Below are 15,203 nucleotides of genomic sequence, written 5' to 3'. Positions count from 1 at the left end.
CTATCGGCGGAGTTGGCGATCGCTGCCGATCACCAGCCACTTTCCGGACAGTACCCGGCCTGCGACTGCAAGCATCCGCAGTGCGACGAAGACGCCGAGCCCTGTCCAGATCCCTACCAGTCCCCAGTCGAACACCAGAGCCGACCAGATGAACGGCAGAAAGCCCACGACGGCGCAGGCCATGGTCGCGTTTCTCAGAAATGCAGCGTCGCCGCTGCCGAGCAGCACACCGTCCAACGCGAACACCACGCCGGCAATGGGGATGATCGCGACGAAGATCCACCAGATCGCATGCATCTCGTCGATGACCGATGCGTCGGTGGTGAACAGATCCGGCACGAACGAACGCCCGACGGCGAACACGCCGGCGAGAACGACCGCGAACACCGTCGACCACGCTGTCAATCGCCACGCCAGGGCGCGCGCATCGTCGATCCTGCTCGCACCCAGGGCGGCTCCGACCAGGGTCTGAGCGGCGATTGCCAGTGAATCGAGCATCAACGACACCAGGTTCCACATGTGCAGAACCACCTGGTTGGCGGCGACCGAGGCGGCGCCGAACCTCGACGCGACCGCAGCGGCGGACAGAAAACAGGCCTGGAATGCCAGACTGCGCACGATCAGGTCGCGGCCCAGCACCAGTTGTGCGCGCATCACCGACCAATGCGGGCGCAATTCGGTGCTCGCCCGCACGACTGCGCCGACGAACAGCGCACCGGCGACGCCCTGGCCGATCACGTTCGCCACGGCCGATCCCACCAGCCCGAGCCGTGGGAATCCCAGCAACCCGTGGACCAGGAGGGGGCACAACACCGCTGATACACCGAAGCCGAACACGACGAAACGTAGTGGCGTCACCGTGTTCTGAACTCCACGCATCCATCCGTTTCCGGCCAGCGACACCAGGATGAACGGCACACCCAGCAGAGCCACGCGCAGCCACGCGACGGCCTCGGCAGCGATGTCCCCGCCCCCGGTCAGCACCGAGACCACGGGCTCGGCGGCGAGCTGCATCACCGCGACGATGGCGATACCGATCGCGAAGGCCAACCACGTCGCCTGCACACCCTCACCGACGGCGTCGCGTTCGCGGCCTGCACCGTGCATGCGAGCCGCTCGCGCGGTCGTGCCGTAGGACAGGAACGTCAGCTGCGTGCTGACCTGGGCCAACACGAGCCCACCGATGGCCAGGCCGGCGAGGGCGAGCGCGCCGAGCCGGCCGACCACGGCGGCGTCGAACAACAGGTACAGGGGCTCGGCAGCGAGGACGCCGAGAGAGGGCAACGAGAGACCGAGGATCTTTCGAGCCGTGACCGGGGTGGAACTCACGACGCCGACAGGGCCTCACACAGCGCATCGATCACGTCGGGCAGGTCGCCGGTCGCGGTGTAGCCGGCTGCATTGCGGTGCCCGCCACCGCCGAGCGCGCACGCCACCGCCGACACGTCGACCTCGGTCTTCGAGCGCAGAGAGACCACCCAGACCGACCCGAAATCCTGTTGCTTGAGTACCGCGGCGACCTCGGCCTCGGAGGTGGTGCGCACGATGTCGATCACGCTCTCGATCTCCTCGGACCGCAGTCCGGCCGAATCCTCGCTCCTGATGACGGCGTACACCAGCCCTCGTCCGTCGGCTGCGTCGGGAAGCAACGATGCCGAACCGAGCACCGACCCGAGCATCGGCAACCAGTCGAACGGGTGAGTGTCGAGCAGCTTGCGGGCGATGTGAGCCCCGTCGATCCCCGTGGCCAACAGTCTCTCGGCCAACAGGTGAGAACCCGGGCGAACCCAGCGGAACGAACCGGTGTCGGTGACCAGACCCGCGAACAGCAGGTGGGCCAGATCGGCATCGATCTCGACGCCCCACCGATCGAACAGCCGCGCGATGACGGCGGTGGTGGACTCAGCAGACGCGTGCACCACGTTCAGCGTTCCGAATCGTGTGTTGCTGCGGTGATGATCGATGACGAGGCTGGCCGACGCCGTATCGAGTCGGTCGCCCAGCGAACCCAGCCGACCCCTGCTTCCGGCGTCGACCGTGACCACCAGGTCGACGGACTCGCTGACCTCGTCTGCGTCGACGAGAAGGTGTCTACCGGGTAATTCGTCCATCGACTCGGGCAGGGACGCCGGTGCTGCGAATGCCACCTGGACGGTCGCGCCGCGACGTTCGAGCACCGAACCGAGTGCAAGCCCACTACCGATCGTGTCGGCATCGGGTTGAACATGACACAGCACGGTCACCGAGGATGCACGTTCGAGCATCTCGATCGCCCGCGCCAGATCCTCGTCGGCCTCCGACACTGCCCCCGAACCGTCGGACATGTCAGTCGGCTTCGGCGGGCTCGACGTCTGCAGGAGTGGAGCCTGCGGAATGACCATCCAGTGCAGGAGTGGAGCCTGCGGAATGACCATCTGTGTCTGCGACTTCGCGTGGAGCTTTGTACGGGTCCGGGTCCCCGGCCGGCTTGGCGTTCGCACGCGCGCGGGCCAGTTCTTCGTCGGCCACGCGGGCGCGTTCGAGCAGGTCTTCCATGTGGCGTGCGGTGTCGGGCACCGTGTCGGTCACGAACGTCAACGTCGGCGTGTACCGCACACCCGTTCCGGCTCCGACCTTCGAGCGCAGCACGCCCTTGGCCTTCTCCAGCCCTGCCGCGGCGGCCTGCAGATCGGGCGGAGTATCGAGGTCTTCACCCATCACGGTGTAGTACACCGTGGCGTCGTGCAGGTCGGCAGTCACCTTGGTATCGGTGATGGTCACGAATGCCAGCCGTGGATCCTTGATCTCGTGATCGATCGCCGTTGCAACGATGGCGGCGATTCGCTTGGACAACTTTCGAGCCCTGGCCTGATCCACCACGACAATCACACTCCTCTTTCATGGCCGAACGTCGATTCTGTTCCGACGTGGCGGCGGTTGTGCACTTCTCGTCCGCCGAGCAGCGCTCGGCGGACTTCCCGGATCAATCCTCGGGTCCGAAGATTCTCCGGCGTACTGCCAACAGTTCCAGATCGTGGCGTTCGGCGACATGCCGTTCGCACTCGTCCAGTTTGTCGTGCAGTAGGTCGACGTCGGTACCGGCCGCGGCAACCCCCAGCAGGGACCGCCGAATACGTTCTCGCTCACCGGTTTCGGCAGCCGAGACTCCCAGCCGTTGCAGATCACCGAGCACCGGTTCCACCATCGACCGTTTCTCGGCGAGCGAACGCACATCCCCCAACAACACGTCCAACTCCAGAGCACCCAGATACACGCTGACGTCCTTCGATCAGCTTCGACGACAAAGCCGGTGGCGGTACATCTGTCGTACCACCACCGGCTCGAAAGTCGGAGCGCAGTGTCACTCCCCTGGCTTCACCACCGAGCCGACGCGACCGGGTGCGGAGCCGAAAGGCTCCACATCCGTTCTAGTCGCGCGGCTTTTCACGGAGTTCGTACGCCTCGATGACATCGCCCACCTTGATGTCGGAGTACGTCACCGTCAAACCACATTCGTAGCCCTCGCGGACCTCCGTCGCGTCGTCCTTCTCGCGACGGAGCGAGGAGATCGTGACGGTTTCCGCGACAACGGCGCTGTCTCGGATGAGTCGCGCCTTGGCGTTGCGACGGATCGTACCGGAGGTGACGAGGCAACCGGCGATGTTTCCGACCTTGGAGGAACGGAACAGCGCGCGGATCTCGGCCTGCCCGAGGGCAACCTCTTCGTACACCGGCTTGAGCATGCCCTTGAGAGCCTTCTCGATCTCGTCGATGGCCTGGTAGATCACCGAGTAGTACCGGATGTCGACGCCTTCACGGTTGGCCAGCTCGGTGGCTTTGCCCTCCGCTCGAACGTTGAAGCCGATGATGATCGCGTTGGATGCCGACGCCAGGTTGACGTTGGTCTCCGTGACGCCACCGACACCGCGGTCGATGACGCGCAGTTCGACCTCGTCGTCGATCTCGATTCCGAGCAGCGCCTCTTCGAGCGCTTCCACGGTTCCCGAGTTGTCACCCTTGAGGATCAAGTTCAGCTGCGAAGTCTCCTTCAGAGCTGCATCGAGATCGTCGAGGCTGATGCGCTTGCGGCTCTTGGCTGCCAGAGCGTTGCGCTTGCGCGCGTTTCGACGGTCGGCGATCTGTCGAGCGATTCGGTCCTCGTCGACCACCAGAAGGTTGTCGCCTGCACCGGGCACCGACGTGAAGCCGATGACCTGCACGGGACGGGACGGCATCGCTTCGGTGACGTCCTCACCGTGCTCGTCGACCATGCGACGAACGCGTCCGTATGCGTCACCGGCGACGATCGAGTCACCGACACGCAACGTTCCGCGAGCGATGAGCACGGTCGCGACCGGGCCGCGACCACGGTCGAGGTGCGCCTCGATGGCGACACCCTGAGCGTCCATGTCCGGGTTGGCGCGCAGATCGAGCGACGCGTCGGCCGTCAGCAGCACCGCTTCGAGGAGGGCATCGATGTTGGTGCCCTGCTTGGCGGAGATGTCGACGAACATCGTCTCGCCGCCGTATTCCTCGGCGACCAGACCGTATTCGGTGAGCTGCTGCCGGATCTTGTCCGGGTTCGCACCCTCCTTGTCGATCTTGTTCACCGCGACCACGATCGGCACGTCGGCTGCCTGTGCGTGGTTGATGGCCTCCACCGTCTGCGGCATGACGCCGTCGTCGGCTGCGACCACCAAGATCGCGAGGTCGGTGGCCTTGGCACCACGGGCACGCATGGCCGTGAAGGCCTCGTGACCGGGGGTGTCGATGAACGTCACGAGACGTTCGTTACCTTCGAGCTCGGTCAGCACCTGGTACGCACCGATGTGCTGCGTGATTCCGCCGGCCTCGCCTTCGCGCACCGTGGTGTTGCGAATCGAGTCCAACAGTCGCGTCTTACCGTGATCGACGTGGCCCATGACGGTGACCACCGGGGGACGCTGCTCCAGATCGTCCTCGCCGCCGGCATCCTCGCCGTAGGTGAGATCGAACGAGTCCAGCAGCTCACGATCTTCGTCCTCGGGACTGACGACCTGAACGACGTAGTTCATCTCGCCGCCGAGAAGCTCCAGCGTCTCGTCGTTGACGGACTGCGTCGCGGTGACCATCTCACCGAGGTTGAACAGGGCTTGGACAAGTGCAGCCGGGTTCGCGTCGATCTTGTCCGCGAAGTCCGACAGCGATGCGCCGCGGGCGAGACGAATGGTCTCACCGTTGCCGCGGGGCAGCCTGACGCCGCCGACTGCGGGAGCCTGCATGCTCTCGTACTCGGCGCGCTTCGCCCGCTTCGACTTGCGGCCACGACGAACTGCTCCGCCGGGACGACCGAATGCACCTGCTGCTGCGCCGCGCTGACCGGGGCGTCCACCGCCACCGGGACGACCGCGGAAACCACCTGCGGGAGCGCCGCCTGCGGGGGCACCACCGGGAGCGCCGGGAGCGCCGCCGCCGCGGTAGCCACCGCCACCGCCGCCGCCCGGGCGTCCGCCCGGAGCGCCACCGGGACGACCGGGACGACCTGCTGCGGGGCCGGGACGTGCCGAACGGGTCGGCATGGCACCGGGGTTGGGGCGAGGAGGCATCGAGCCGGGGCTCGGACGAGGTCCGGCCTGGCCCGGTGCGGGACGGGGCCCACCCTGCCCTGGAGCCGGACGACTGCCACCGGACGGTGTTGCGGGACGAGGCCCACCTTGTCCGGGAGCGGGGCGTCCGCCACCGGGGCGCGGAGCACCGGGAGCGGGCCGAGGAGCAGGGCGCTCCACGGGAGCCGAGGAGTACGGGTTGTTACCGACACGCGGAGCCTTGGGGCCGGGCTTGGGGCCGGGACCTGCGGGCTTCGGAGCGGCCGGGGCCGGTGCAGCGTCGCTGGTGGCAGCCGACGCGGCGGGAGCCTGCTCGACCGGAGCGGCAGGCTCGGGGGTAGGCGCTGCGGGGGCCGGAGCCGGCGCAGCAGCCGGAGTCGCGGGTGCAGCGGGTGCTGCCTCCACGGGAGCTTGCGCTGCGGGTGCTTCCGGCTCTGCCGGACGCGGTGCCGGCTTGGGGCCGGGACGGGGTCCGCCCGGTTTCGCGGCACCCGGCTTCGCGGTGCTGCTCGCTGCCCGATCGGCCGCTGCGCGACCGTTCGGTGCAGCTGCGGCCGGTGCCGACGCGTCCGTGTTCTCGGACGGGAAGGATTCACGCAGTCGACGCGCCACGGGGGCTTCGACTGTGGATGATGCGGACTTGACGAACTCGCCTTGCTCTTTGAGCCGTGCGAGTAGTTCCTTACTGGTGACACCGAGTTCTTTTGCCAACTCGTGCACGCGGGCCTTGCCTGCCACTGCTCTCCTCACTGAGAGGCCGAGCGAGGCTTGGTGCCCGCACGACCTCGGGTTATCTCCGATGGACGTTCATCGTTGGTGCTTCACGGTGTGCTCATCAGTGCTGTTGCCTGTTCTTGTCGACGGGTGTTGCTCTTGTCGTGTCCTCGGCCTGCAGTTGTTCGTGCTCGTCGAGCACGACTGTCACTGCGGACGATTCCACATTTCCCGATATCCGAAACGCACGACCGAAGACTCGGCGTCGTTCCGCATTGTGCAGGCACTCTCGGCTGTAGTGCAACCACGCACCACGGCCGGACATCGAATGCCGGACATCGGGGACGAGAGCGAATTCGTGCGAACCAGCTTCTCGAACCACGATCCTCAACAGATCGGCGGCCGGCACTCGCTCCCTGCACCCGATGCATGTACGAATCGGCCGGCTTGTCACTACCGGATACTCGCGTTCATGCCCCTGGGCGGAGAGGTCGTTACCGAACCATCGACCACTCTACCGCTGTATTGCCCCGAACTCCGCATTCCGGCCCTACGCGCTGGTCGTCTCGGGTGCCGCCGCATCGCTGCGGATGTCGATGCGCCAACCGGTCAATCGAGCAGCCAGTCGAGCGTTCTGCCCTTCCTTGCCGATGGCCAGAGAGAGCTGGTACTCGGGAACCACGACACGGGCCGCACGGGCAACCGCGTCGACGACGGTCACCGAGACGACCTTCGACGGGGACAGTGCATTCCCGACGAACGTGGCCGGGTCCTCGTCGAAGTCGATGATGTCGATCTTCTCGCCTGCCAGTTCGCTCATCACGTTGCGCACGCGCTGACCCATCGGTCCGATGCAGGCACCCTTGGCGTTGAGCCCGGACACGGTGGACGCGACGGCGATCTTCGAGCGGTGCCCCGACTCGCGAGCCACTGCCACGATGTCGACCGAGCCGTCGGCGATCTCGGGAACCTCGAGGGCGAACAGCTTGCGCACCAGATTCGGGTGCGTGCGCGAGAGCGTGATCTGCGGACCCCGATTGCCCCGGGCAACTCCGACGACGTAGCACTTGATGCGCTCGCCGTGCTCGTAGCTCTCGCCCGGCACCTGCTCTGCGGGCGGCAGCAGGCCGTCGGCTCCGTTGGCGTCACTTCCGATACGGACGATCACGGTGCCCTTCGCATTGGCACGCGTGTCGCGCTGGATCACACCGTTGACGATCTCACCCTCGTGCGTGGAGTACTCACCGAACGACCGCTCGTGCTCGGCGTCGCGCAGGCGCTGCAGGATGACCTGACGCGCCGTGGTTGCCGCGATGCGTCCGAAGCCTTCCGGGGTGTCGTCCCATTCGGAGATCAGATTGCCGTCGGCGTCGAGTTCCTTGGCCATCACCCGAACGGAGCCGGTCTTGCGATCGACGTCGATCCACGCGTTGGACTGGTGCCCCTCGGTGTGCCGGTAGGCCGTCAGCAACGCGGTCTGGATCGTCGAGATCACCATCTCGATCGGAATTCCTTTGTCCGCCTCGATGGCACGCAATGCGGCTATGTCGATATTCACTTGTCCGACCCTTCTTCCGGTGCTTCCACGTCCACGATCTCATCGGTGTTCGCGGGTGACGGCCTACTGCCGACCACACCACCCGCCAGGTCCATCTCTTCGGCACTCGGCCGCGAGAACTCCACCTGTACAACAGCTTTCACAACATCGGACAAGGCAACGGGGCGAGTCGACAGCACACCCTTGTCCTTGATCACCACGGTGACCGAATCGCCGTCGAGCACCCCGACGCGACCGTCGAACTTGCCGTCGGCCAGTTCGATACGCACTTTGCGTCCGCGAGCCCGACGCCAATGCCGTGCCTCGGTCAGTGGGCGGTCGATTCCGGGGGTGGTGACTTCCAACGTGTACGGAGCTTCCCCGAAATCCGTCACGGCATCGAAGGCATCCGAGATCTCGCGGCTCAGTTCCGGGAGAGCGTCGAGGTCGATTCCCTCTTCGCGATCGACCATGATCCGCACTGCACTGTGCTTTCCTGCGGCGACGACGTTCACGTCTTCGAGGTCGTAACCCCGTTCTCGAACGAGGTCGGCGAGCAGTTCGACAACCCTTTCCTTGGACGGAACAGGCATGTCGCGAACTCCTCGTGTGTAGTTGTGGGCGATCCGGCGTACGGCAGCCGGACTGCGTTTGGTGAACCAACAGCCTACCGCCCCGCAGGCAGTGCTCGTGACCACGATCGGCCGACGCGACACACGGGCACGGCACGTGCGAGCGCCGCGGTCTGGCACGATATCGGAGTGCCAACGCCGACCGTCCCCTTCGCGCTCAGTCGCCGCGGGTTGTTCCGACTCGCCGGCGTCGCTGCTCTGTCCGCGGCCACCGTGTCGAGTGTTGCGGCCTGCGGTCAGGAGACGATCTCGGGTCCTGCCCTCGACACCTTGACTGCGCAGTTGCGCGCTGCCCGCGCCGATGCCGCGGATGCCACCGCGGCCGCGACGGTGATCGCCGACTACGCCGCCGCCCTGGGGATCGTCGCGGCGCAGCGGACCGAGCACGCCGATGCGCTCGACACCGAGATCGCCCGCGCCACCGGTGCCTCGACCGAGACGTCGTCGGTCACGGCCACCACGACACCCGTTCCCACGACGCCGCCGCCCGATCTCGCCGCCGTGCGAGAGATGTTGACGGCCTCCGCTCGCAGCGCGGCAGATGCGGCTCGCAGCGAAAGCGGTTACCGAGCAGGCCTTCTCGGTTCCATCAGCGCCTCGTGCACGGTCTCGGCCCTGGTGGTGCTGGCATGAGCGATCTCGGCCCGGAACAGCAAGGCCTCGTCGATGCACTGGCCGCCGAGTATGCGGCGGTGTTCGCCTACGGCGTCGTCGCGGCATTCTCCAATCCCACGCGCGCAGATCTGGTGGCGTCGAACACTGCCGCCCACCGCGCGCGTCGAGACGCGACCGTCGATGCACTCCGGGCGGCGAGTGTCACTGTGCCGCTGCCCGATCCGGCGTATGCGTCCCCGTTCCCGGTGACCGACGCGATCTCGGCCGCGCAGTTGGCCGCGCAAGCCGAGATCGACACCAGCATCGCGTGGCGTTCGCTGATCGAACGCAGCAGGTCGGGAGCGACCCGCGACATGGGTGTTCAAGCGCTGACCGACGCGGCGATTCGCCTCGCGACGTGGCAGCAAATTCTGGGAGTCAGTCCGTCGTCGACGGCATTTCCCGGCCAACCGTGAGCACCTGTGCCGATCCGACGGAACGCCCCGGCATGAACAACGCCGCCACCAGTCCGATCGCCACTGCCCCAGCGCCGACGAGCAGAGCGGGTGCCAAGGCGTCGGTGTAACCGGTGGGCGTCAGTGATCCACCGGCTCCGATGAACACCGCTGTCAATACCGCGATGCCGAGTGCGATACCCACCTCCCGCACAGTGGAGTTCGCACTGCTGGCGGTGGCATGATCGTCGTCCTTCATGTCCCGCAGCACCGCGGTGGCGGACGGAGCGAACGTCAGCCCCATGCCCACTCCCGCCATCAGCAGGGCCGGGACCATCGACGAATACTCGGTGTCGGGTCCCAGAATCAGCGCCATCCACACGAGCGAGACCGACTGCAGCGACAGGCCGCCGACCAACAGCCCACGCAGTCCGACGCGCTCGGCAAGCAGACCTGCGATCGGTGCGACCACCATCGGTGCGGCGGTCCACGGCAGCGTGCGTAGGCCCGCCTGGAACGGCGTGTAGTTCATCACGATCTGCAGGTATTGTGCGAGGAGGAACACCGCCCCGAACATGCCGAGCGAGAACGTGATTCCGATGATGTTGGCGATGGTGAAGCTGCGCGAACGAAAGAGTGCGAGCGGCAGTACCGAGTGTCGGGTGCGCGAGGCGCGCAGAACGAACGCCACGAGCAGCACCGCCGAGCCGATGAAACCGGCGAGCACCGTGGCCGACGCCCACCCGTCGTCGTTGCCGTGGACCACCGCCCACACCAGGAGGAAGACACCGCCGCCTGCGAGGACCACGCCGGGCAGATCGAGCGGTTGGATGCGCCCTGCTGTTTCCTTCAGCGCGATGTACGCAAGCGGAACTGCGACGAGGGCCACCGGAACGTTGATCCAGAAGATCGCCTGCCAGGAAATCCCGTCGACGACGGCTCCGCCGACCACCGGTCCCAGCGCGACGCCGAGTCCGGAGACTCCACCCCAGATCCCGATTGCCATCGCGCGCTTGCCCACCGGTACCACCGCGGCGAGCAACGCCAGGGACAACGGCATGATCGCGGCGGCACCGATTCCCTGCACGGCGCGCGCGGCGATGAGCATCGCTGGACTCGCAGCGAGCGCGCTGGCCACCGAGGCAAGAGTGAAGACCGCGATGCCGCCGAGGAATACCGCCCGCCTGCCCCACCTGTCGCCGAGCGTCGCCGCCGTCAGCATGAAGGTGGCGAAGCTGAGGGTGTATGCGTTGAGGAACCACTGCAGTTGTCCGACAGAGGCGTTCAGGTCCTGCTGGATGACCGGTAGTGCGCTGGTCATCACCAGATTGTCGAGGGTTGCCATGAACATCGGCAGGGATGCTGCGAGGATGCCGAGCCACACGGGAACGTTCCGAGTGGCGGGCTGCACTGCAGGTGGAGAGTCTGTGGCGGTCATTGCGGTCGTCCCGTCTCGCGCTTGTAAGCATCGAATGATTACTTATTCGAGACGGTAAGTTATCAACTGATAACCTGTCAACATGTCCGACCCGTCAGCGCCCAAGCCCAGAGCCACCCGCATGGATGCGGCCGACCGCCGAGAGCTCGTGCTCGACGCAGCGATGCGCGCGTTCGCGCGCGGGGGTTACGCCGGCACCAGTACCGATGCGGTCGCGAAGGAAGCGGGCGTCTCTCAGCCGTATGTGGTCCGCATGTTCGGCACCAAGGTCGAGTTGTTTCGTCTGGTGTTCCAACGCTCCGTCGACGGCATCATGGCCGCGTTCGATGCCGTGCTGGCAGCGGGCCCGCTCGACCCCGACGACGACAGCACCTGGGCGAATCTCGGTTCCGCCTATGCCGATCTGGTGGCCGATCGCGACCTGTTGATGGTCATGATGCACGGATTCGGCGCAGGCTCGGTACCCGAGATCGGCCGGGCAGCCCGGGAGGGAATGGGCGCCATCTACAGCCAGATACGTGCCGGCACAGGTTGTTCCGAGGATCAGGCACGGCAGTTCATCGCGCACGGGATGCTGCTCAACGTCCTCATGTCGATGCAGGCGCTCGAGCATCCGAACGACAGCGCCGGACTGCACGAGATGACGGTGTGCGCGTTCGGAACCAATCTGGTCCCGGCCGATCCCGGCTGAGCGTCGGCGCTAGGGACGCATCTCGTACCGACCGTCGTACGAGACGACCTCGTTCCACACCGTCTCGAAACGCCCCGCGTCGACCGCCGGCTTGCGAATCGAATCGAGCGCCCACTGCTGTTGCGCTCCAGTCGATGACGGCTTCCCGTACAGCGCGACGGCATAGCCGGAGAAGTCTCTGATCTGGAAGTCGAAGATCTGGTCCATCATCTCGGACGAGATCTCGTCGGCCTGCTCGAGCAGAAGGTGACCGTAGACCACGAGCGAGAACAGGTGACCCACCACCAGCAGGAAATCGAGGTCCTTCTGTTGGGACTCGTCGGGCGCACACTCGGCGAGGAACGAGGTGAATGCCTGTGCCTGCTCGTAGAAGCGTCCCACGTTGGGGATTCCGGAGTGCTTCTCGTACAACGGCTTCCAGTCGTGGAACCGCACCGAACTCGCACCGCGGGCCGGCCCCTGGGCGAAGAAGAAGCTGTCGTCGACCGGCTCGGTTCGGGTACCGACGTCCGGATAGTCGGTGGGCGAGAACATGTAGGCCGGCATGAATTTGAGCATCAGCGCCACGTTGACGTGCACCGTGCCCTCGAGCTTGGGCAGTGTTCCGATCAGCTGGGCGGCTTCGCGGAAGTAGGTATTCTTCTCGTAGCCCTTGGCCGCGATGACGTCGTGCAGCAGCCGCACGACCGTTTCACCCTCCGAGGTCACCTTCGCCTTCGTCATCGGGTTGAACAGCAGGTAGCGCCGGTCCTCGGGCCCTGCGGCACGGAAGTAGTCCAGTGCCCGCGCGCTGAAGAGCTTCATCGCGATCAAGCGGGAATAGGCATCGACGAACGCACTGCGCACGTGCGGAAAGTCGGTGACCCGATTGCCGTACAGAATTCTGTTGTTCGCATGCGTGATCGCCTCGTGGAAGGCGTGCTCACAGATGCCGATGGATCCAGTGCACAGGTTGAACTTTCCGACGTTGACCGTGTTGAGAGCTGCCGAGAACGCGTCGGCACCGGTGTGCAGGATGTCCTGTCGCCGGACGGGGTAGTTCTCGAGCGCGAACGTGCTGACGTACATCTGACCGTGAACGACGCTCTCGCGGAGCCGATAGGCCGGGTGCGCACTGTCGGCCACGAAGAACACGTACGAATCGGGTCCTTCGACGTCGGTACGTCGGCCGAACACCGAGACCATGTTCGCCACGTTGCCGTTTCCGATGTAGTACTTCTCCCCCGACGCGGTGAACTCGAGCTCGGAGTCCTCGGTCGCGGGCGTCAACAGCATGTCGGTGGAGTAGACGTCGGCTCCGTGCGCGCGCTCGGACAGACCGAACGCCATCACCCCGCCGCGGTCCAGCTCGCGTGCGGCGCGGCGTTTGGCGTCGTCGTTGGCGCTCATCCAGATGGGACCGAGACCCAACACGGTGACCTGCCAGGTGTACCAGTAGGCCAGACCGTAGAACCCGAGAACCTCGCTCAGCGCGGCATTGCGGGCGGCGTCCCAGCGCGTGTTCGGCGACCCGTCCGTATAGGCGGCAGGCGTGGAGAACGTCGCGAACAACTTCTGCTCGGCGACGAATTCCAGAAAATCCGCCGGCCATACGCTGTCGAGATCGTCCGCCAACAGCCTGCCTTTGCCGCGACTCTCGAACCAGTCGATCAGTGCACGCAATTGTCGGCGAGAATCCTCGTCGAGCTCGGCCGGATCGAAGGTTGTGGGATCGAACAGCGCAAAGCGAGACACGTGATGACCTCTCATAGTCGTTGACCCGAAGCTACCAGCGGGTAAACAACCGCGCAGAGAGATCGCGAGACTCCTCTACGGAGTGCGGCGCACGGCCTTCACGATCTCCCCGACCGCCGAGTCGATGTCCAGCTCGCGACTCTCACCGGAGAAGCGATCGCGAATCTCGACCTTGCCGTCGGCCCAGCCACGGCCGAGAACGACCACCAGCGGGACGCCGATCAGTTCCGAGTCCTTGAACTTCACTCCTGGTGAGGCCTTGCGATCATCGAAGAGCACCTCGATTCCCTGCGTATCGAGTTGTGTCGCAATCGATTCCGCACCGGCGCGAGCCGCGTCGTCCTTGTTGGCGATCACCAGATGGACATCGGCGGGCGCAACCTCCGACGGCCATCGCAGACCCTTGTCGTCGTGCATCTGCTCGGCGATCACGGCGACCAGACGGGAGACGCCCACACCGTACGAACCCTGAGTCAGGCGAACCGGCTTGCCGGTCTCACCGAGGACGTCGACCGAGAACGCATCGGTGTACTTGTAGCCGAGCTGGAAGATGTGCCCGATCTCGATTCCGCGAGCACTGACGAGCGGGCCGCGACCGTCGGGAGACATGTCGCCGTCGCGCACCTCGGCTGCTTCGATGGTGCCGTCGGGAACGAAATCGCGACCGGCGACCAGGTTCACCACGTGCTTGCCCTTGACGTCCGCGCCGGTGATCCACGACGTTCCGTCGACGACCCTCGGGTCGACGAGATAGCGAACACCGTTGGCCTGCAACGCGCGGGGCCCGATGTACCCCTTGACGAGGAACGGATTGGCAGCGAAGTCCGCGTCGGTCAACAGGGCGAACTCGGCAGGCTCCAGGGACGCTTCGAGGCGCTTCTCGTCGACCTCTCGGTCACCGGGCAGACCGACGGCGAGCAGTTCCCATTCCCCTTCTGCGTTGCGCACCTTGAGCAGAATGTTCTTGAGCGTGTCCGCGCCGGTGACGGTGCGTCCGAGATCCGCGGAGTTGGCCCACTCCACCAGGGTCGCGATGGTCGGGGTGTCGCCGGTCTCGTGGTCGACGGCGGCCGGCTGCCCCTCGATGGGCAGCGGCGCCGGTGCCGGAGTGGTGACGGCCTCGACGTTGGCCGCGTATCCCGATTCGATGCAGCGCACGTAGGTGTCCTCGCCGATGTCACTCTCGGCCAGGAATTCCTCGGAGGCACTGCCTCCCATGGCACCGGACGTCGCGGCGACGATGACGTAGCTGACACCGAGGCGGGCGAAGATGCGCTGGTACGCCTCGCGGTGGGCGGCGTAGGACTTCTTCAGTCCGTCCTCGTCCATGTCGAAGGAGTACGAGTCCTTCATCACGAACTCGCGGCCACGCAGAATGCCGGCGCGGGGACGTTCCTCGTCGCGGTACTTGGTCTGAATCTGATACAGCGTGACCGGCAGGTCCTTGTACGAGTTGTATTCGGCCTTGACCGTCAACGCGAACAATTCCTCGTGGGTGGGACCGAGCAGCATGTCGTTGCCCTTGCGGTCCTGCAGCCGAAACAGCGCGTCGCCGTATTCGGTCCACCGATTGGTGGTCTCGTACGGCTCGCGCGGCAGCAGTGCGGGCAGAGAAATCTCCTGCGCACCGATGGCGTTCATCTCCTCGCGCACGACACGCTCGACCTGCCGCAGCACCCGCAGACCCAGCGGCAACCAGGAGTAGACGCCAGGCGCGATACGACGGACATAGCCGGCGCGGACCAACAGCTTGTGGCTGTCGACCTCGGCGTCGGCGGGGTCGTCGCGAAGGGTACGAAGGAACAACTGCGAAAGACGGGTGATCACGGGTTGTCAGACTAGTC

Annotated in this window: 14 protein-coding genes; 3 read left to right on the top strand and 11 right to left on the bottom strand. The window is 65.7% G+C overall.

What is annotated here, in order from left to right; genetic code table 11:
* The 8 genes from R4P47_RS05320 to rimP form a co-directional block, all read right to left on the bottom strand.
* Window positions 1-1,329, bottom strand: coding sequence for an MATE family efflux transporter (locus tag R4P47_RS05320; protein ID WP_094642139.1), 1,329 nt, complete (start codon window positions 1,327-1,329; stop codon window positions 1-3).
* On the bottom strand, window positions 1,326-2,324 hold the full coding sequence (locus R4P47_RS05315) for a bifunctional oligoribonuclease/PAP phosphatase NrnA (RefSeq protein ID WP_317784202.1): 999 nt from the start codon (window positions 2,322-2,324) through the stop codon (window positions 1,326-1,328). The genes R4P47_RS05320 and R4P47_RS05315 overlap by 4 nt, the downstream gene beginning before the upstream one ends.
* Window position 2,325: 1 nt before the next feature.
* Window positions 2,326-2,859, bottom strand: a complete 534-nt coding sequence (rbfA, locus tag R4P47_RS05310; protein ID WP_269593735.1) for a 30S ribosome-binding factor RbfA — start codon at window positions 2,857-2,859, stop codon at window positions 2,326-2,328.
* Between the two features lie 103 nt (window positions 2,860-2,962).
* Complete coding sequence (locus tag R4P47_RS05305) at window positions 2,963-3,253, bottom strand: DUF503 domain-containing protein (protein ID WP_068050194.1); 291 nt, start codon at window positions 3,251-3,253, stop codon at window positions 2,963-2,965.
* A 154-nt stretch (window positions 3,254-3,407) separates the two neighbouring features.
* Entirely contained in the window at window positions 3,408-6,302 is a 2,895-nt protein-coding gene (infB, locus tag R4P47_RS05300) for a translation initiation factor IF-2 (RefSeq protein ID WP_317784201.1), read from the bottom strand.
* 97 nt (window positions 6,303-6,399) lie between these two features.
* Entirely contained in the window at window positions 6,400-6,732 is a 333-nt protein-coding gene (locus R4P47_RS05295; protein ID WP_317784200.1) for a YlxR family protein, read from the bottom strand.
* 96 nt (window positions 6,733-6,828) lie between these two features.
* Entirely contained in the window at window positions 6,829-7,836 is a 1,008-nt protein-coding gene (gene nusA, locus R4P47_RS05290) for a transcription termination factor NusA (RefSeq protein ID WP_068050201.1), read from the bottom strand.
* On the bottom strand, window positions 7,833-8,408 hold the full coding sequence (rimP, locus tag R4P47_RS05285; protein ID WP_300521678.1) for a ribosome maturation factor RimP: 576 nt from the start codon (window positions 8,406-8,408) through the stop codon (window positions 7,833-7,835). Before rimP ends, nusA begins: the two co-directional genes overlap by 4 nt.
* A 168-nt stretch (window positions 8,409-8,576) precedes the next feature.
* Between rimP and R4P47_RS05280 the strand changes: the two genes are divergently transcribed.
* Together R4P47_RS05280 and R4P47_RS05275 are read left to right on the top strand one after the other, a co-directional pair.
* Window positions 8,577-9,080: a hypothetical protein gene (locus R4P47_RS05280; RefSeq protein WP_317784199.1), complete on the top strand. Its 504-nt coding sequence runs from the start codon at window positions 8,577-8,579 to the stop codon at window positions 9,078-9,080.
* The gene (locus R4P47_RS05275) at window positions 9,077-9,517 is read left to right on the top strand and encodes a ferritin-like domain-containing protein (protein ID WP_317784198.1); all 441 of its coding nucleotides are present in this window, start codon (window positions 9,077-9,079) and stop codon (window positions 9,515-9,517) included. The genes R4P47_RS05280 and R4P47_RS05275 overlap by 4 nt, the downstream gene beginning before the upstream one ends.
* Here R4P47_RS05275 and R4P47_RS05270 read toward each other — a convergent pair.
* Complete coding sequence (locus R4P47_RS05270) at window positions 9,480-10,934, bottom strand: DHA2 family efflux MFS transporter permease subunit (RefSeq protein WP_317784197.1); 1,455 nt, start codon at window positions 10,932-10,934, stop codon at window positions 9,480-9,482. The genes R4P47_RS05275 and R4P47_RS05270 overlap by 38 nt on opposite strands.
* A gap of 82 nt (window positions 10,935-11,016) precedes the next feature.
* Between R4P47_RS05270 and R4P47_RS05265 the strand changes: the two genes are divergently transcribed.
* Window positions 11,017-11,625 (top strand): TetR/AcrR family transcriptional regulator, encoded by a 609-nt coding sequence (locus tag R4P47_RS05265; protein ID WP_262498350.1) that lies wholly within the window; start codon window positions 11,017-11,019, stop codon window positions 11,623-11,625.
* A 9-nt stretch (window positions 11,626-11,634) separates the two neighbouring features.
* On the opposite strand, the gene R4P47_RS05260 is transcribed toward R4P47_RS05265, so the two are convergent.
* Both R4P47_RS05260 and R4P47_RS05255 read right to left on the bottom strand, forming a co-directional pair.
* Window positions 11,635-13,374, bottom strand: coding sequence for an acyl-CoA dehydrogenase family protein (locus tag R4P47_RS05260; RefSeq protein WP_411567293.1), 1,740 nt, complete (start codon window positions 13,372-13,374; stop codon window positions 11,635-11,637).
* Window positions 13,375-13,434: 60 nt separating this feature from the next.
* On the bottom strand, window positions 13,435-15,186 hold the full coding sequence (locus R4P47_RS05255; protein ID WP_317532396.1) for a proline--tRNA ligase: 1,752 nt from the start codon (window positions 15,184-15,186) through the stop codon (window positions 13,435-13,437).
* Between the last annotated feature and the right edge of the window lie 17 nt (window positions 15,187-15,203).

Source organism: Rhodococcus sp. IEGM 1370 (assembly GCF_033142325.1).
Lineage (GTDB): Bacteria > Actinomycetota > Actinomycetes > Mycobacteriales > Mycobacteriaceae > Rhodococcoides.
Note: the sequence above shows the minus strand (reverse complement) of the source record. Positions and strands in the feature narration are given on the sequence as shown.

Bases quoted from the DNA above. Each gene is read 5' to 3' on its own strand.
- R4P47_RS05265 (WP_262498350.1), top strand. From the start codon at position 11,017: ATGTCCGACCCGTCAGCGCCCAAGCCCAGAGCCACCCGCATGGATGCG.
- rimP (WP_300521678.1), bottom strand. From the start codon at position 8,408: ATGCCTGTTCCGTCCAAGGAAAGGGTTGTCGAACTGCTCGCCGACCTC.
- R4P47_RS05315 (WP_317784202.1), bottom strand. From the start codon at position 2,324: ATGTCCGACGGTTCGGGGGCAGTGTCGGAGGCCGACGAGGATCTGGCG.
- R4P47_RS05270 (WP_317784197.1), bottom strand. From the start codon at position 10,934: ATGACCGCCACAGACTCTCCACCTGCAGTGCAGCCCGCCACTCGGAAC.
- R4P47_RS05260 (WP_411567293.1), bottom strand. From the start codon at position 13,374: ATGAGAGGTCATCACGTGTCTCGCTTTGCGCTGTTCGATCCCACAACC.
- R4P47_RS05275 (WP_317784198.1), top strand. From the start codon at position 9,077: ATGAGCGATCTCGGCCCGGAACAGCAAGGCCTCGTCGATGCACTGGCC.